18 protein-coding genes and 1 tRNA gene are annotated in these 16,432 nt (G+C 47.6%); 9 read left to right on the forward strand and 10 right to left on the reverse strand.

Annotated elements, in window-relative coordinates; genetic code table 11:
- Together K0C01_RS06965 and K0C01_RS06970 are read left to right on the forward strand one after the other, a co-directional pair.
- Positions 1-894 carry a PLP-dependent cysteine synthase family protein gene (locus tag K0C01_RS06965; RefSeq protein ID WP_221169003.1) on the forward strand — a complete coding sequence of 298 codons (894 nt, stop codon included), beginning with the start codon at positions 1-3 and terminating at the stop codon, positions 892-894.
- Between the two features lie 127 nt (positions 895-1,021).
- The gene (locus K0C01_RS06970) at positions 1,022-2,341 is read left to right on the forward strand and encodes an RNA-guided endonuclease InsQ/TnpB family protein (protein WP_255568231.1); all 1,320 of its coding nucleotides are present in this window, start codon (positions 1,022-1,024) and stop codon (positions 2,339-2,341) included.
- A 6-nt stretch (positions 2,342-2,347) separates the two neighbouring features.
- Here K0C01_RS06970 and K0C01_RS06975 read toward each other — a convergent pair whose 3' ends face one another.
- Positions 2,348-2,818 carry a DUF5804 family protein gene (locus K0C01_RS06975; protein ID WP_221169004.1) on the reverse strand — a complete coding sequence of 157 codons (471 nt, stop codon included), beginning with the start codon at positions 2,816-2,818 and terminating at the stop codon, positions 2,348-2,350.
- Between the two features lie 103 nt (positions 2,819-2,921).
- On the opposite strand from K0C01_RS06975, the gene ftsZ reads away from it, so the two are divergent.
- The 3 genes from ftsZ to K0C01_RS06990 are packed head-to-tail and all read left to right on the forward strand — an operon-like array spanning position 2,922 to position 4,767.
- The gene (gene ftsZ / locus K0C01_RS06980; protein WP_221169005.1) at positions 2,922-4,103 is read left to right on the forward strand and encodes a cell division protein FtsZ; all 1,182 of its coding nucleotides are present in this window, start codon (positions 2,922-2,924) and stop codon (positions 4,101-4,103) included.
- Between the two features lie 54 nt (positions 4,104-4,157).
- Complete coding sequence (locus K0C01_RS06985) at positions 4,158-4,325, forward strand: protein translocase SEC61 complex subunit gamma (protein WP_221169006.1); 168 nt, start codon at positions 4,158-4,160, stop codon at positions 4,323-4,325.
- Positions 4,326-4,329: 4 nt separating this feature from the next.
- Positions 4,330-4,767, forward strand: coding sequence for a transcription elongation factor Spt5 (locus tag K0C01_RS06990; protein ID WP_221169007.1), 438 nt, complete (start codon positions 4,330-4,332; stop codon positions 4,765-4,767).
- A 56-nt stretch (positions 4,768-4,823) separates the two neighbouring features.
- Here K0C01_RS06990 and K0C01_RS06995 read toward each other — a convergent pair whose 3' ends face one another.
- Positions 4,824-5,630 carry a DUF7839 domain-containing protein gene (locus tag K0C01_RS06995; protein ID WP_221169008.1) on the reverse strand — a complete coding sequence of 269 codons (807 nt, stop codon included), beginning with the start codon at positions 5,628-5,630 and terminating at the stop codon, positions 4,824-4,826.
- Between the two features lie 379 nt (positions 5,631-6,009).
- Between K0C01_RS06995 and artA the strand changes: the two genes are divergently transcribed.
- Both artA and K0C01_RS07005 read left to right on the forward strand, forming a co-directional pair.
- Positions 6,010-6,942, forward strand: coding sequence for an archaeosortase A (gene artA, locus K0C01_RS07000; RefSeq protein ID WP_221169009.1), 933 nt, complete (start codon positions 6,010-6,012; stop codon positions 6,940-6,942).
- On the forward strand, positions 6,902-7,621 hold the full coding sequence (locus K0C01_RS07005) for a metallophosphoesterase (protein ID WP_221169010.1): 720 nt from the start codon (positions 6,902-6,904) through the stop codon (positions 7,619-7,621). Before artA ends, K0C01_RS07005 begins: the two co-directional genes overlap by 41 nt.
- 48 nt (positions 7,622-7,669) lie before the next feature.
- Here K0C01_RS07005 and K0C01_RS07010 read toward each other — a convergent pair whose 3' ends face one another.
- Positions 7,670-8,953: an NAD(P)/FAD-dependent oxidoreductase gene (locus tag K0C01_RS07010; protein ID WP_221169011.1), complete on the reverse strand. Its 1,284-nt coding sequence runs from the start codon at positions 8,951-8,953 to the stop codon at positions 7,670-7,672.
- Between the two features lie 89 nt (positions 8,954-9,042).
- Between K0C01_RS07010 and K0C01_RS07015 the strand changes: the two genes are divergently transcribed.
- Complete coding sequence (locus K0C01_RS07015; protein WP_221169012.1) at positions 9,043-10,254, forward strand: pyridoxal-phosphate dependent enzyme; 1,212 nt, start codon at positions 9,043-9,045, stop codon at positions 10,252-10,254.
- A complete protein-coding gene (locus tag K0C01_RS07020) occupies positions 10,251-10,925 on the forward strand; it encodes a LysE family translocator (protein WP_221169013.1) in 675 nt (224 codons plus the stop codon). The genes K0C01_RS07015 and K0C01_RS07020 overlap by 4 nt, the downstream gene beginning before the upstream one ends.
- Positions 10,926-10,942: 17 nt before the next feature.
- Here K0C01_RS07020 and K0C01_RS07025 read toward each other — a convergent pair whose 3' ends face one another.
- The 7 genes from K0C01_RS07025 to K0C01_RS07055 form a co-directional block, all read right to left on the reverse strand.
- The gene (locus K0C01_RS07025; protein ID WP_221169014.1) at positions 10,943-11,644 is read right to left on the reverse strand and encodes an HD domain-containing protein; all 702 of its coding nucleotides are present in this window, start codon (positions 11,642-11,644) and stop codon (positions 10,943-10,945) included.
- A gap of 142 nt (positions 11,645-11,786) precedes the next feature.
- Positions 11,787-11,859 (reverse strand) — tRNA-Gln (locus K0C01_RS07030).
- Between the two features lie 43 nt (positions 11,860-11,902).
- Positions 11,903-12,319: a metal-dependent transcriptional regulator gene (locus tag K0C01_RS07035; RefSeq protein ID WP_221169015.1), complete on the reverse strand. Its 417-nt coding sequence runs from the start codon at positions 12,317-12,319 to the stop codon at positions 11,903-11,905.
- Complete coding sequence (locus K0C01_RS07040) at positions 12,316-12,798, reverse strand: ferritin-like domain-containing protein (protein ID WP_221169016.1); 483 nt, start codon at positions 12,796-12,798, stop codon at positions 12,316-12,318. Before K0C01_RS07040 ends, K0C01_RS07035 begins: the two co-directional genes overlap by 4 nt.
- Positions 12,799-12,855: 57 nt before the next feature.
- The gene (gene sufD / locus K0C01_RS07045; protein WP_221169017.1) at positions 12,856-14,064 is read right to left on the reverse strand and encodes a Fe-S cluster assembly protein SufD; all 1,209 of its coding nucleotides are present in this window, start codon (positions 14,062-14,064) and stop codon (positions 12,856-12,858) included.
- Positions 14,064-15,491, reverse strand: coding sequence for a Fe-S cluster assembly protein SufB (gene sufB, locus K0C01_RS07050; protein WP_221169018.1), 1,428 nt, complete (start codon positions 15,489-15,491; stop codon positions 14,064-14,066). Before sufB ends, sufD begins: the two co-directional genes overlap by 1 nt.
- A gap of 15 nt (positions 15,492-15,506) precedes the next feature.
- Positions 15,507-16,424: an ABC transporter ATP-binding protein gene (locus tag K0C01_RS07055; RefSeq protein WP_221169019.1), complete on the reverse strand. Its 918-nt coding sequence runs from the start codon at positions 16,422-16,424 to the stop codon at positions 15,507-15,509.
- Positions 16,425-16,432: the final 8 nt, after the last annotated feature.

Raw genomic sequence — 16,432 nt, forward strand, 5'->3', positions numbered from 1 at the left:
ATGCGCGATTCGATTGTTGAAACTCTGGGTACGCCTCTCGTGCGTATTGCTGACCTTGATGGACGAACAGTTGCTGCGAAAATTGAATCATTCAATCCCAGCGGATCTGCGAAGGCCCGACCTGCCATTGCTATGATTCGGCAAGCAGAACAGGATGGAAAAATCTCGCCTGGAGACCGAATTGTAGAGCCAACGAGCGGTAATACTGGTATTGGGCTTGCAATGGCATGTGCTGCACTTGATTATGAATTGACGGTTGTCATGCCGGCCTCAAAGTCTTCTGAACGAAGACAGCTCATGCGTGCGTATGGAGCCGACATCGAGCTAGTTGAAGGTGAAATTGATACAGCCCGTGAACGTGCAAAAGAGATTGCAGATAATGGCGCTGCATATCTTAACCAGTTCTCTAATCCGGCAAATCCTCAGTCTCACTACCGCGGCACTGGTAGAGAAATTCTCAATCAAGTAGGTGACCGATCCATTGATGCGTTTGTTGCCGGTGTTGGAACCGGTGGGACAATCTCTGGAACCGGGAAACGTCTTCGAGAAATATTTCCTGATATACAGATTGTGGCCGTTGAGCCGGAACGAAATGCAGTTTTATCTACAGGGGTTTCTGGAGATGATAACTTCCAAGGCATGGGTCCTGGATTTATAAGCGAAAATCTCGACCAATCCATTATTGACGAAATCAAAACTGTTGCTCTTGAAGATGCAGAACAAGAGTGCCGCCGCTTAGCGAAACAACAAGGAATCCTTGTTGGCCAGTCAAGTGGTGCCATGTCGATTACTGCCAAATCAGTTGCTCGCCAGCTTCCAGAAGGATCACTTGTTGTTACTGTATTTTGGGACTCAGGTGAACGATATCTCTCTACAGGATTATTTGACGAGTAATTTTTTAACGTTTACAGGCTACGTCCCCGTCCTCAAGGAGCGACCGAAGGGAGCGAGTAGGGCGGGGATACAGCCGTTCGCTCCTTTTCCCGAATGTTCAAGTGACAGGCAACCCAATAAGTCAGTAGTGGTTGAGGAGACGTTCAAGTACGCTGCAACGCCGGAAGACGCCGAGACAGCGACTGCTGCATGGGCCGATATTCAAACGTGTCGGGAAGTATACAATCACGCGCTCACACAAGAATATCGGCCACGTCCAGACTACAACAAACCATCGTACCGGGAGATGCAGAACAAACTCACCGGCCCAACCGGGTGGAAGAAACGCTGGCCGGAATGGAAGAACGTGTATTCCAAGTGCCTGCAAATGGCTATCCGGCGCATCAAACAAAGCGAAACAGTGCTTGAATCACTCCAAGACCGAGGGTACGACGTTGGACGGTTGAAATGGAAACCACCGCGAGAGTTCCGCAGCATCGTGTACAACCAATCCGGTTTCGACGTGGATCATAACACGGACCGGACTGACCACGCAATCGTGAACTTCTCCAAAATCGGTGACTTCCATCTCACCTACCACCGCCCACTCCCCGACGACGGCGAGATTACACAAATCATCCTGAAAAAAGAGAAAACCGGTGACTGGTCTGTCAGCATCGTCGTTGAGTACGACCCGGACTACCCGGAGAAACCGCCTGTCGAGGATATTGACCCGGTAGATACAGTCGGGATTGACCTCGGTATCACGAAGTTCATTCACGACTCAGACGGTCGGTCGTTCAAATCACTTGACGAACAGCGTGACCGCGATCGCATCGAACGCCGACACCGCAATCTCTCCCGAAAAACATACGACTCGAACAACTGGAAGACAGCTCGGCGGAAACTCGCTCAGGCATACGACCGGTTGCAGAACCGTCGTGAAGACTACCGGGAGAAACTCGCCAATGAATACACCACTCGGTACGACGCAGTGTTTCTCGAAGACATGGACGTGAAAGCGATGACAGAAAATGGTGGGAACAGTCGGAACATTGCATCGATGTCGTGGCGGGAAACGATTCAAGCGTTCAAACGTCACGGGAAGAAAAACGGGTGTCACGTGATTGAAGTGCCGCCAGAAGGCACGACGAAACGCTGTTCACAATGTGGGTGTGAGACAGACAAACCGTTATGGGTACGTGAGCATTCCTGCCCGGCGTGTGGGTTCGAAGCTGACAGGGACTACAATGCGGCCTTAGAAATCAAGCGTCTGGGGCTGGAGCAACTTGGAGTGGAAGCACAGACGATGACAGTAGGTCAGGGCATGGCCGAATCAACGCCTGTGGAGACTGTGCTCCCTGGGAAGACTGAGACGGAAGTCAGTAATGTCTCTCCAAAGCGCGTCGTTGAACCAGGAAGCCCCTGCCTCAAGGAGCCGCCGAAGGCGGCGAGTAGGCAGGGGTAGTTCACTTCAGCCGGTAAACTCGTCTTCTGTAATCCGTACAATCACCGTATCATCGACGTCTTGGAGGTCATATTCTGGTGTTTCTTCCTCTGACCGCCGCACGTACAATGGTTCTACCAGCCTTTTTTGATCTACTGGAGAGTCTTCCTTTACTCCGTATATCATCAGATATTCACCTGTCTCATCTGGATCTTGTTCTCCAGCACGAACTTTTTCGGCAAGTGACCGTGAGAGCCACTCATCTTTACCGATTGATGTGTCCCTTACAAGTGATTGCTTAACAAACCTAGTGATATGCCAGTTTATGTCATTAAGCAACGCTACTGCTGTCCCAATACTCAGTGTCTCAATATGGATTGAGTTTTCATATGGTTGTGTAATATCATACGCGGCTAATGCTTCTCTAGATGTTTCACGGGACAATAGTTCTGCTCGGATGCTAATATCATCTGCCCCGAGCAATACGACTTCCGTCACAATTTATACTTTCTTTGCCACGATTTTGTGAATTTCGATGCCGTATGACGCCTGTCATGCATAGGGGAAACATAATTACGCTCCAGATACAACAGATGGTCAAATGGATTCAATTATTGACGAAGCTATTGAAGAAGCGGAGGAACGCGACGGCTCCGCTGAGTTCACTGACGAAAATACCGGCACTGAATCTCAGTCCCGATCAGGTAGCATGACTGATGAAGAGTTGTACGATGTCCTTGAAGACCTCCAAACGGACATCACTGTTGTTGGCTGTGGTGGAGCAGGCAGCAACACAATTAACAGAATGCATGAAGAGGGAATCCATGGTGCTCGACTGATCGCTGCAAATACTGATGTCCAACATCTCGTCGAAATTGAAGCCGATGAGAAAATCCTCATTGGTGAACAAAAAACGGGCGGCCGTGGTGCTGGATCTCTTCCACAGGTTGGAGAAGAAGCTGCTCTGGAAAGCCAAGACGAGATTCTAAACGCAATTGACGGCTCTGACATGGTGTTTGTTACTGCCGGGCTTGGTGGAGGAACTGGCACTGGGGCGGCTCCTGTCGTTGCAAAGGCTGCTCGTGAATCTGGAGCCCTGACTATTTCTGTTGTCACGACGCCCTTTACTGCTGAGGGTGAAGTCCGTCGTACAAACGCTGAGGCCGGTCTCGAACGACTTCGAGATGTATCGGATACTGTTATCGTTGTCCCAAATGACCGACTTCTTGATTCAGTCGGTAAACTGCCTGTTCAACAGGCGTTTAAGGTCTCCGATGAGGTACTGATGCGGTCTGTCAAAGGGATCACTGAACTGATTACCAAATCAGGCCTTGTGAATCTCGACTTTGCTGACGTTCGGACTGTCATGGAACGAGGTGGCGTTGCAATGATTGGTCTTGGTGAGTCCGACTCAGAAGCCAAGGCTGAGGACTCAGTCAAGAGCGCTCTCCGGTCTCCCCTCCTTGATGTTGACATCTCCGGTGCTAATTCCGCACTTGTCAATGTTACCGGCGGCCAAGATATGGCAATTGAGGAAGCTGAAGGTGTTGTTGAAGAAATCTATGACCGAATTGATCCAGATGCTCGTATCATCTGGGGAACCTCCATTGACGAATCACTCGAAGGAACCATGCGTACGATGGTTGTTGTTACCGGTGTTGAATCCCCACAAATCTATGGCGGAGGCACGCAGCCCGAAATCGGTGGATCCTCCTCTTCCGAATCCAATTCAAGTTCAAGTCCAAGTGAGCCAAGCGACCAAGGGATTGACTTCATTGAATAACGACGCTGCACCAACAGATAGAAGGGTGTCGACTAGCCTATATCAAACCAAGAGATGAACGTTCCAACTGATCTTACCTCATATGTCAGGGTCTTGCGTATGGCAAGCACCCCGTCGTGGCAAGAGTTTTCGCAGGTTGCAAAAGTCGCTGCTATTGGAATCCTGCTTATCGGATTTATCGGCTTCACAATCTTTGTTTTAATGAGTTTCCTACCAGGGTGATATCATGCCGATGTATGCCGTAAAGACGACAGCTAGTCAAGAACAGACCGTCGCTGATATGATCATCAACCGTGAAGAGCCGTCAATCCATGCCGCACTAGCGCCAGATTCACTTACGTCGTATGTGATGGTCGAGGCAGATGATGCCTCTGTGTTTGAGCGTATCTTAGACGAAATCCCTCATGCCCGTGGTGTTGTCGAGGGCGAATCTGATATCTCTGAAGTAGAGCATTTCCTCTCACCAACACCAGATGTTGAGGGTATTGCGGAAGGAGATATTGTGGAATTGATCGCTGGTCCATTTAAGGGTGAAAAAGCGCAGGTTCAGCGCATTGACGAAGGCAAAGATCAGGTCACTGTTGAATTGTACGAGGCAACGGTTCCAATTCCGGTGACGGTCCGAGGAGACCAGATCCGCGTTCTTGACAGCGAAGAGCGGTAGAATAGTCTCTTTTCGGATATTGTTATTAGCTTCTAACAGCTTTTGATAGATTCCTCCTATTCTTTGCCAGCTTCATTCTCTACAGAGATATCTTCAACTTCGTAGGTAATCCCGGCGTTGCGGAGGGGATCAGTCACTCGTCCGATCGTATCAGCGGTTGCAATGATGACTCCGTTGATGCCCCGCCTTGCTGCATCAGCAACGACTTCACCAACTCCGAAGATCACATCGGCCTCAACATCTACCTTTCGTAGTGCAACGATTGGTTCAACGCCAGCAGCAGCGACAAGGTCTGCATCATTGCATCGTGCTTTTGTAGTCCGTTGATTGATATTTCGGCTTCCACCTGACTGAATTGTTGGCATTTGGAGGATTGTGACATTTCCTGGCTCTAAATCGATGATCCCATCAAAATCAGTCACGCCGACTTCTTCGCCTTTGGACGCATCCGTCGTTGCAATACCTGTTGCTGCTCCTTCTTTTCCTGGACTTGCATGAAGTAATCCATCTTCTACACTCAGCGTTACCGAATCTCCTTCTTCGATAGCTTCAATGGCAATAGCGGCGTCCTCTTTCATCCCACCTAATATGTCATCTGTGACGTGTTCGATGTACTCCTGCGCCTCTGTTGCTTCTGATAGTATCCAGTCGACGCCTTCCGTTGTTACCCGATATCGTGATCGGCCTTCTTTTCTGACCAACCCGTCTTCTACTAATGACCGCATATACTCGCTCACTGCTTGGCTGGTGATTCCAACAGCGTCTGCAACTTCCCCTTGGCTTACAGCGGGCTGGTTCTCTACAATCTCTACGAGAATTCGAAACCGTGTTGCAGCCCGCTTATCTTCCAGCACATCAGCCATACTGCAATGTAGTTCACCTGCATATAATAAACCGATGGTAAACTACTTTCGACATTTCCGATTTGGAACTGTTCGGTAATCTGTGTCATACTAAACTATTTTCTTACGTTTTTATTATCGGCTTAGATGGATTCGCTGTCAGATACAATGCTGCTCTATCACTTCGGTTGCGTGGCCGTAGAGTTGTTCCCCTTGTCTTGGACGTTCATATCGGTACCGTCCCCTTCGAGGGTCGGTGATGTTTCGGGCCCAGACAATCTCCCTGTTCTTCTTTGGAATACTTTACTTTGCCATCTATCTCACTCAAGCTATCTCCCTACAGATCACATTTGTCCCGTCAATTTCATGCTGATTGGGTACTCAGTATGTATCACTGATAATGGGTTCAACTGTCTTTTTCACTATTTCTGAATTTCTTCAGGGTGTTTCCGACTTGTATCTCTATTTAGCAATTCTCACTGTTGGCGCATTTCTTCTTGCTGCTATTCTAGAGCTTACTGATCGTGTCTCAATCGCTGTTCCTATTGCAGGGGTTGGTTGGGTGATCTTTGGTCTTTTCTGGCTCTCGATGTTTCCATACTACTATTATGATGTCCAAAGTCCATTACAGGCTGTCTTGAGTTTTGCTGGAGTTCCCATCGCTTGGTATACTGGATATGTGCTTGCTTCTGGGCGAACGACATTGCTAAGCGTATCTCGAGCTATCAGTATCATGGGTCTCATCTACCTTACTGCGACTGCTGTTGATCCACTTAGAATCCTTCTTATTGAGACAGTCGCAGTTAAAACACACTTTGGAATGGAGTTGCTTGGTTACAGCCCTGGCATAACTGAAGGTCCAAACGGATACATGAGCCGATTTGACTTTGATGGATATACGACTTATATAGTTCTTGCTTGTACTGGCATTGGAAGCATCTCTGTGTTTGCCGGACTGATTGCATCAGTTTCTGCCCCGCTTAAGCGGAAAGTTGTGGGAATCGCTGTTGTCACTACTGTTATTTGGGCACTGAACTTACTTCGCAACATCTTCATTGGTCTCGCGTCACCCCTTGGATGGTTCGATTATTCGATTTTTCACACAATTACTGGAATCTTTGCGGAGGGAGTACGAACATCGTATTTCATCTCGCACCATCTTATTTCTCAATCACTCTCCGTTGGTGTCCTTCTGCTAATCACGCTCTTTACTGTTCGACTGGTTCCAGAAACGCTAGAACCATTAGAAGAGGCTCTCTATGTTCTAACAGGCAACGAGTACGATCTTGAAGATGCATTTGGACAACCAATTCGAACCGACGGCGGAGATTGAGATTGCTGACCGGGGGGCCTATCTCTCCGAGCACGATATCTTGGTCTGTGCTGATCTTCATCTTGGTCGAGATATAACAGCCAATACAGAATTTCCACTTGGTGCCCCTGACCGTATTCTTTCTAGACTTACACAATTGCTAGACCGGTTTACCCCAGATGAAGTGGTACTTGCAGGTGACGTTTTACATGCGTTTGACCACATCCCTTCCGGTGTTGAGGAGACGTTTGTTTCTTTGATAGAAGCCATCGAATCCATAGATGCCAAACCTATTTTTATCGAAGGCAATCACGATAGTTTCCTTTCAACATTGCACGATGGTCCTGTTCGAGATGCATACCGCATTACGGATGACATTGTTATCTGTCACGGTCACAAGCATCCAGTCTCTGACGCCACTTGGTACATCTGCGGTCATGTACATCCAGCGATCAACATCGAAGGACAACGCCACCCTTGTTATCTACATACTCCAATACGAGATGCTGAACCCAGAGTGACCGTTCTACCCAGTTTTACTGATATTGCTCCCGGGATGAAAATTAACGGCGTTATCAAGGACGAGTTACCATCTCCACTCATACAGAACATTGATCGTTACCATCCTGGTATCTGGGATACACAGACTGAGCAGTCCTTCTGGTTTCCGCCGATGTCTGAACTTCGGAGAATGCTATGAGACTTCTGACTGTCTGATTCGACTTTGTCTGCGATCAGTTCTTTCTCTCTATTTTTCTTTTAGATGGTTGTCCTGAATTACGCTAGCCGCCTTCACACCGCTTCGCATTGCACCTTCGATAGATGACCACTCTGTGAACTCTCCTGCAAAATAGCAGTTTCCGTCAGGTGTATCAACGTCTGGCAGTGATTCGTGAATATTTGGTGGCTGCTGGAATTGAGCAAATGTGATTCGGTCTGTTGCAATTGTTTCCATGTCTGAGAAGTTTCTACTTGGATACCAATTGGCTAGGGCCTGTTTCGTTTGGTCTGCTAACTCTTCGTTGTTCAATTCAGTCTTTACTTTTTCTCCTAGATATACAGCGGCGATTAATTCCTTAGATCCCGAAGAGTACTCTGGTGCCACAGAGGAGATCGGCACAATGTGACTTGGAGAGGATCCTTCAATATTCAATAACAGTCGCTTTCCTTCCGGTGCAGCCGACGAATTAACTGCATAGTATTGCGTAATCACTCCTTTTCCAGCTGTTGGAACCGCCTCCACACCAGATAGACACTTCGCTATCTTTGCATCTGTGCTAATCACTGCAATGTCAGCCGATCTTGTATCATCCTCTATGTGGACTGTTACGTTCTCTTCTGTACTATCAATCCCTGTAATCCTTGTTTTTGTCTCAATGTTGACTCCTGCTGTTTTTGCATTCTTTTTGAGCTGTTTTGATATCTCTCCCATCCCATTTGCTGGCACTGCAATTTTTCCTTGTCCAAGGGTACGAAACGTGTATTCGAAAACTCGTTTTGATGTTTGCAGTGACCGGTCTAACGTGATGCCACCATAGAATGGAGCGATAAAGTTATTAATGAACTTCTTAGAGAATCCTTCTTTGGCTAGATAATTCTCGATTGTTGTGTCATCTCCTTTGAATATAGTCTCATGATCCTTATTTCGTAACTTCCACCGGAGTCGCATGACACGCAATTTATCAAAAAATGTTACCTCCCGATTGGTTGCTGATTCAAGAATCGCCATAGGATCTCGTAGTGGATCAGACAACACTGACCGTTTACCAGATCGTGCTAACACTGCTCCTGGCGTGAAGTACCGAAGATCAAGGGAGTTAAGATCAAGTTCCTGTTTTACTGTTGGATATTCGGTAAAAAGTACTTGGAATCCTCTGTCAAGTGTATAGCCGTCTATGTCCCGTGATCTAACCCGGCCACCAACTTCTGATTGCTCTTCGTATATTGTCACATCTGCCCCAGTGCTCGCAAGATGACGAGCTGCTGTTAATCCAGCAATGCCGGCTCCAATGATCGCAACTTCCAATGTCATCTTTCGATTAATCCCATACACGGGCCTGATATGTAGGTTTTTGTTTCTTGGATAGACAAGAATTAATGCCCTCAGATAAACCCTACAGTATGGAATCTTCCGACGCTGCTGCTGGTCTTTTGTGTACTAATTGTGGCACTTCACATTCTCTTTCCGCTACCGCAACACGATGTCCGTCATGCGATGGTGCTCTTATTGTCTCGTATAACTACGATGATATTAATGTTGAGGAGATAACCAATTTCTCTCCTGCAACAATGTGGGGATTTGATCAATTGCTTCCAGCCACTGCAGGCGCGGCAGTTAGTATGAGCGAAGGGAATACTCCGATGATTGAGTGCCCTGATGCAGCAACTGAACTTGGTGTTGAGGAATTATATATCAAAGACGAAGCTCAGTTACCTACCGGTACCTTCCAAGATCGAGGGTTTGCTGTTACAGTTAGCGCACTTGCGTCGACTGATATCACAGATGTTGCCCTTCCGTCAACTGGGGCCGCTGGACAATCAGCGGCAGCGTACGCTGCTCGTGCTGATCTCGATGCACACGTATTCCAACCCAGCCGTGCTGACTTCATTAGCCAAGCAATGACAAACGTGCATGATGCCGATCTTAATGTCGTTAAGGGCCGATATCAAGATGCAGTAAAAACATATTCAGACACAGCTACCACTGCTGGTTGGCATCCATTAGCCCCTTTTGCAACGCCATACAGAATTGCGGGTGTAAAGACGATTATCTTCGAAATCCTTGACGACCTAGACTGGTCAGCTCCTGATGTAGTTGTTCTTCCCGAAGGATCTGGTCTGCTTACATACGCAATATATCGAGGTATCGTTGATATGCAGCAGCTTGGGCTCATTGATGAACCTCCAGCTCTGCTCTTAGCCCAACCCACTGATTGTGCTCCTCTTGCTGAGGCTATTCAGTCTGATGAGCCAGTAACTCAGTGGACGCACCCAGACACCATCTGTGGTGAACTTGAAGTTTCAGATCCTGACGAGGGTGAAATCGTTACTGATGCTGTACATGCCACCAACGGCATTGGAGCAACGGCGGGAGACAAACCAAGTCTCGGAACAGCTTGCTGGCTGGCCGCAAATGATGGAGTTGAACTTCGCCTTGGTGGTGCTGTTGGCCTCCAGAGCCTTTTCAATGCTAGTTCAACTGCGCAGATCAACGACGCAGAGCAGGTGGTCGTATTAAATACCGGATCTGCAATTCGAGATGCCGATCTTATCCGCAGTCATCTGATGAGCACCGAATGGGACCGTATGCCTACACCTGTTAGCGAGTCATGACACTCACGTCTTTCCTTGCAGGTGCAGCCTTCGGGGTTGCTCTTACTGCTCCTCCAGGGCCAATGAACGCAGTTATTGCTGAGGAGAGCGCACTTCGGGGCTGGAAAGCAGGCTTTCATGCTGGCATCGGGGCTATGACAGCCGATCTTCTGTTCATGTTCTTGGCTTTAGTTGGGGCTGTTACAATTATTGAGCGGGTTCCAGCGATCCAGACTACCATGATCGCCATTGGTGGAATATTGATGTGTTATTTTGCCTATGATGCATTCAAAGGTGTTCGTAGTTCATTCATTGATGAGCCAGCGGAGCAGGAAAGTCGAGGATTTAGTAAAGCATTTGCACTTTCATTGACCAATCCGTATCAGATTATCTTCTGGTTAACTATTGGTGTCGGACTGCTACAGGAAGGCCAATTTAATATGTCTGAGTACGTTCCTGTCATCGATACCTACCTTCCAGAGCAGATGCTTATCGTTCAGACAGGATCTGTAGCTCTTCTCTTTGGTGTTTTCGCCGGAATATTCCTATGGGTGATTTCATTCCCTGCAATCGTTGCTTTAGCCGATGACCGCATTGATTCTGCGACCCCAGCCATTGCTGCACTGTCCGGTCTTGTACTTGCTGGTTTTGGTGTCACTTTCTTATTGGATGCACTCACTACAATTGTTTAATCAAGAAAACAGTAGTATCACTGATCTTCTGATTTCGCTGTCTCCATTGGATCGATTACTGCTACTTCATCCGTTAACCACTCTCTAATCCATCGAACTCGCTTCATTCGCTGGTGTGCGATACTCCTCGCTGTGTCGCTCTCGATCCGGTCGATCACGTCTACACCGCGATCGATTACGCGATCAACCATTTCAGCGGCATCTACATGGACTCGTGACTCATATCCCATTCGGAGCATCATGAGCGTGACCCCATTAGTACCAATTTTATCAAGCAGATCTGCTTCGACCAGTGATCGAGTCTCAAGTGATAGGTCCGACAAATCTCCCTGATACGAATGCCGTCGAACTGATCGACAGACAGAATCAATAAACGACTCTGGGTAGTCTCCCTGAGAATTTAAGTACTCTCGTGTCACTCTAGCACCTTCTTCTGGATGGGTTTCTTGGTCGGCTTCTAACTTTGCCACATCGTGGAATATTGCGGAAACTCGGGTAATATCGACATCGGCTCCTTCTTTTCTGGCAATCTCTTCGGAAAGCTCAACGACATTAAGAATATGATTATATCGATATTCTGCTGAGTGCCAAGGGTACCAACGCATTCGCCCGCCATCCATTTCACGCTCTACACTTGCAAGTAAATATTCATAGACGAAATCCTGCATCGCGTTAAATTCCTCTTCTGAGACCCGATCCTCCTTTATTTCGACGCCCACGGAACCACCTCGACAATGACTAAACTGTTGTTCATAGCTACTGTTAATAACGGCTGTTTGACTCTTTAGGCTTACGTACCATTCATCATTTGAGTTTCACGTTAGAAGCTATGTGGATTCGATAAAATCTAAAGAACCAACATAGCCCCGAGCGGATTCGAACCGCTGTCAGGGGCTCCAAAGGCCCCTATGATTGGCCACTACACCACGGGGCTGCACTACCATGTAGGTACGGGGTAATACAAGTGCTTTATCGTTTCAATTCACCTTGAGGCACTCACACGCATCGTATTGTGCATCGAAACAGTCTGGGCACTCATCAGGACGATTGATAATTGTGTCAAGTCGATCAGCAACCGTTTCATCTATAACGCTTTCCAGTGCCCTGGCCTCTCCTTTGTAGTCTTCAACTTCGAGTACGTTTCGTAGAAATCGTTGAATAATACAGTATGTTTCAAGAGCCGTTTGTGCCCGTTCTTCCCCTTCCTCCGTTAATTGTGCGCCCTTGTATTTTTCATGTCTAACTAACCCCTCTGATTCGAGTTTACCGATCATTTCTGTTGCGCTTGCTGGGCTAACCTCAAGTAGATCGGCCAATGTCCCGGTTGACGCGGCTCCGTCATCAAGTTCCTGTGCGAGATAGATTGCCTTTAGATACTGGTTAGTTGTATTCATGATTGTTGCTCCATCACTGAAAGAACATCTTCAACGCCCGCTTCTTCCTCCGCCCGGATATCTCTAAGCACCGACAAAACTCGATCTCGATCAATTGAAAATTCTGCCTCACTTTGCTCGATTGCCTCTATTAAATCGTCATAGAACTTGTATGCGGTTTCTTCGTTACAGAGTTGATCATATAATACGCCGTCAAAATCCTCTGGCTGCGTGTTTGCATACTGTTCATCAACTAACTTTTCGATTGACTCATATGGAACTGTTTCTGTATCAAGTTCGTCAATGAGCTCTTCTACACGTTGGCGGTGCTCTGTTGATTCTCCTGCACTCTCTTCAAGTAAGGTGTGAACCTCGTCAGTCACCTCCATTGTGTCTAGGTGTCGTCGTGTTCGTGCCTCGATTACCTCCTCAAGCACGGCCCCGATCTGCAATAGCCGCGCGAGTTGGTGATCCGACGAGACACGCTGCTGTAAACTCATACGTATACAGTAATAGGCCCAGAACTTAATATAGCCGGTCCAAAATAGTGAGAGAATTCAGGAGTGGAGACGTGCCATTATCTCTGATTCGATGTCGGCCCTAAATTCGTCAATATCAATCTCTTCGAGCACTGGCACAAAGAAGCCTTCAACTAGCATATCAATTGCTTGCTGTTTTTCGATTCCACGTGATGTTAGATATAGTAATTCTTCTTCGTCTACTTGCCCAACTGTGGCAGAGTGACTGGCCTCTGTATCGTGATTGTGAATGATGAGCTTAGGAGATGCATCTGCCTCTGCATCATCTGAAAGCATCAGCGTATTTTCACGCTGATATGAACTTGTGTCCCATGCGTCTCTTCCGACATCTTGGACACCTTCATACACTGATCTCGCTTTGTCATCTAACACTCCGCGTGTGACCAAATCGGCAGTTGTGTGTGCAGCTTCATGCCAGACACGAGCATTAACATCAAGATGCTGATCCTCGCGGCCGAAGAAGGTTCCAACGATCTTTGTCTCGCTTCCGTCTCCGACGAGCTTTGTTTCCACATCTGACCGCGTCAGACGGGAGCCAATATTAGCTTCAATCCAGTTGACCATTGCATCGCGCTGAACAGTTCCTCGTTTTAGTGTGTAATTATACGTGTCTTCTGGCAGTGTCTGCAATGATCCGTACTGAACATAGCTGTTCTGCTTTCCGACAACTTCAACGATATTACTAAAGTATTGACTGTCGGAATCGCCCGCAGCTGTGATACTCTCAAGAATCGTTGCTGATGCTGATTCTTCCGCAACAACCAGCGTCTGACTAAACAGCGAAGGAGACTCCATTTCTCCTCTGATCGTTATTTCATCTGCCGTCGTTCCTTCTGGAACGTATACGAATGTTCCCGTCGTGAACAATGCAGCTGACAGAGCAGTAAAGTAATTCTCAGCCGGATCAATAACACTCCCGAGGTGTTCCTTGAGAAGCTCTTCGTGTTCTTCTAGGGCATTTTGGAATGACTTGACTTCCACTCCTTCTGGTCCTTCCCGAACTGTTTCTTCTGACTGTGACTGGGCATCGATAAACTTCTCAAAGTCCAGCTCAGAAAGGTTTGTCCACCGACGTCCTGGAGTTTCAATAACATCCGGTAAGTCGGCCTCATCAAGGGCACTTAATCCATTAAGCCGCATTTCTAATAGCCAGTCTGGCTCATCGCGAGCCTCTGAAAGCTCCCGAACTGTCGTTTCCGACAGCGTCGATGGTCGCTGTACAGACATTATCCTAGTGATCCCTCCATTTCAAGCTCAACGAGACGGTTCAGTTCAACGGCATACTCAATTGGAAGCTCTTCAGTGATCGGCTCAATAAATCCTGAGACAATCATCTGCTTTGCATCGTCATCGTCTAACCCTCGTGACTGTAGGTAGAACACGTCTTCATCACCAATCTTTCCGACCGTTGCTTCGTGAGCTACATCAACTGATGACTCGTTAATTTCCATATACGGCATGGTGTCCGAGGTTGATTCGTTGTCAAACATCAGTGCATCACACTCTACTGCTGTTGAGGAGTTCTCTGCTCCTTCACTGATGTGTACAAGGCCTCGGTAATTGGTCCGTCCTCCGTCCTTACTGATTGATTTTGACTCGATCGTTGACTTTGTCTTTGGAGCATTATGATATACCTTTGCTCCGGTGTCGATGTCCTGGCCTTCTCCTGCAAATGCGATTGTAATGTGATTATCGCTTGCGCCTCGGCCCTGAAGTACCGAGGATGGGTATAGCATCGTTGCCTTTGATCCCATGGACCCAGAGATCCATTCCATCCGGCCGTTTTCTTCAACGAGTGCTCGCTTTGTGTTGAGATTGAAGGTGTTCTTAGACCAGTTCTGTACAGTTGAATACTGCACGTGGGCATTCTCTTTTACAAACACCTCGACTCCACCAGCGTGGAGATTATGTGCCCCATACTTTGGAGCAGAACAGCCTTCGATGTAGTGTACTTCTGCACCTTCTTCTGCGACAATCAGTGTGTGTTCGAATTGTCCCATCCCTTCCGAGTTCATCCGGAAGTATGCCTGAACTGGCATTTCCACCGTAACTCCTTCCGGAACATACACGAATGACCCACCAGACCACACTGCACCGTGAAGTGCAGCAAATTTGTTATCTGATGGAGGAACACACTTTGTCATGAAATACTCTTTGACAATCTCTTCATGCTCCTGTACCGCTTCGTCCATGTTACAAAAGATGACGCCTTTCTCTTCCCACTCCTCTTTCATATTTTGATAGACAATCTCCGACTCGTACTGTGCTCCTACCCCGGAGAGTGCCTTCTTTTCAGCTTCTGGAATACCCAGTTTATCAAACGTATCCTGAATATCATCTGGCAGTTCATCCCAGTCGTCTGCTCCTGCCCGCTCGTCGACATCAGGACGGATATACGGCACAATCTCTTCGACATCAAGCTCCGACAAATCGGGCATCGCCGGCCATCCCTGCGGCATTGGCATTGCCTCATATTGGCGGAACGCCTTAAGCCGTCGCTCAAGCATCCACTCTGGCTCATCCTTATCCTCGCTGATCATCCGCACGATATCCTCAGTCAGTCCCTTTTCTGATTTGACTGCTGAGCGCTCTTGTTTTTTGAACTCAAATCGTTTCTCCGTGTCTGTCTCTTGTAGATGTTCTTCTGAACTCATAGTTTTCCTCTAATATTATGCAGTGTTGTAAACTTGCTCGCGAACCCAGTCGTAACCCTTGTCCTCAAGTTCTTTTGCCAGACTGGAGTCACCACTCATTGCAACTTCTCCATCAAGGATCACATGCACGTGATCCGGCTCAACATAGTCAAGAATTCGCTGGTAGTGGGTAATCTGTAAGATTCCTGTGTTCTGTTCGTCTCGAAGTGCGTTAATTCCGTTAGCGACATCCTGGAGTCGATCAATGTCAAGTCCAGAGTCGATTTCATCTAGTACCGCAATTTCCGGATTGAGGATGGCCGCTTGGAGTACTTCATTTTGCTTCTTCTCACCACCAGAGAACCCGGCATTGAGATACCGTCGAGCAAACGACTCATCCATGTCTAGTTGCTCCATTTTTTCTTCGAGCAGCTGCTGGAATTCTGTAACGCTGACCTCACCTTCGTCTGCTGGCCCTTCCATTGGGGAGGTGTCATATCCTGCATCTTCCTCTTTTTCTTCCTCTGCTGATGCTTCTTCCTCAGCTTCTTCGTCCTCGAAGAGCTCTTCTCGCTCTTCTAATTTTGCATTCAACGCGGTTCGAAGGAAATTCATCATCGTAACTCCTTCAATTTCAACTGGATACTGAAATCCAAGGAAGATACCAAGGGCAGCTCGTTCGTTTGGCTCAAGTTCGAGTAGGTTCCAGTCACGCTTGTCTTCTGGAATCCCCTCAAACTCATCACCCTCAAGATGTAGTTCAATTGATCCTTCTGTCACTTCATAACCTGGATGGCCAGCAATTACCTTTGCTAGTGTGGATTTTCCACTTCCATTTGGCCCCATAAGCGCGTGAATCTCTCCTGAGCTGACTGTCAGGTCAACCCCTCGTAGGATCTTCTCGTTTTCTTCTGCAACGTTAGCGTGAAGATTTGATATCTCAAGTTGTGCCATGCTGTTGT

The sequence above is a fragment of the Salinarchaeum sp. IM2453 genome (assembly GCF_019693215.1).
Lineage (GTDB): Archaea > Halobacteriota > Halobacteria > Halobacteriales > Salinarchaeaceae > IM2453.

Coding starts and splice junctions, on each gene's coding strand:
- K0C01_RS07010 (WP_221169011.1), bottom strand. CDS start 8,953: ATGACATTGGAAGTTGCGATCATTGGAGCCGGCATTGCTGGATTAACA.
- K0C01_RS07040 (WP_221169016.1), bottom strand. CDS start 12,798: ATGAGTTTACAGCAGCGTGTCTCGTCGGATCACCAACTCGCGCGGCTA.
- K0C01_RS07020 (WP_221169013.1), top strand. CDS start 10,251: ATGACACTCACGTCTTTCCTTGCAGGTGCAGCCTTCGGGGTTGCTCTT.
- K0C01_RS06985 (WP_221169006.1), top strand. CDS start 4,158: ATGAACGTTCCAACTGATCTTACCTCATATGTCAGGGTCTTGCGTATG.
- K0C01_RS06965 (WP_221169003.1), top strand. CDS start 1: ATGCGCGATTCGATTGTTGAAACTCTGGGTACGCCTCTCGTGCGTATT.
- sufB (WP_221169018.1), bottom strand. CDS start 15,491: ATGAGTTCAGAAGAACATCTACAAGAGACAGACACGGAGAAACGATTT.
- K0C01_RS07015 (WP_221169012.1), top strand. CDS start 9,043: ATGGAATCTTCCGACGCTGCTGCTGGTCTTTTGTGTACTAATTGTGGC.
- K0C01_RS06995 (WP_221169008.1), bottom strand. CDS start 5,630: ATGGCTGATGTGCTGGAAGATAAGCGGGCTGCAACACGGTTTCGAATT.
- K0C01_RS07055 (WP_221169019.1), bottom strand. CDS start 16,424: ATGGCACAACTTGAGATATCAAATCTTCACGCTAACGTTGCAGAAGAA.
- sufD (WP_221169017.1), bottom strand. CDS start 14,064: ATGTCTGTACAGCGACCATCGACGCTGTCGGAAACGACAGTTCGGGAG.
- artA (WP_221169009.1), top strand. CDS start 6,010: ATGGGTTCAACTGTCTTTTTCACTATTTCTGAATTTCTTCAGGGTGTT.
- K0C01_RS07005 (WP_221169010.1), top strand. CDS start 6,902: ATGCATTTGGACAACCAATTCGAACCGACGGCGGAGATTGAGATTGCT.
- ftsZ (WP_221169005.1), top strand. CDS start 2,922: ATGGATTCAATTATTGACGAAGCTATTGAAGAAGCGGAGGAACGCGAC.
- K0C01_RS07035 (WP_221169015.1), bottom strand. CDS start 12,319: ATGAATACAACTAACCAGTATCTAAAGGCAATCTATCTCGCACAGGAA.
- K0C01_RS06990 (WP_221169007.1), top strand. CDS start 4,330: ATGCCGATGTATGCCGTAAAGACGACAGCTAGTCAAGAACAGACCGTC.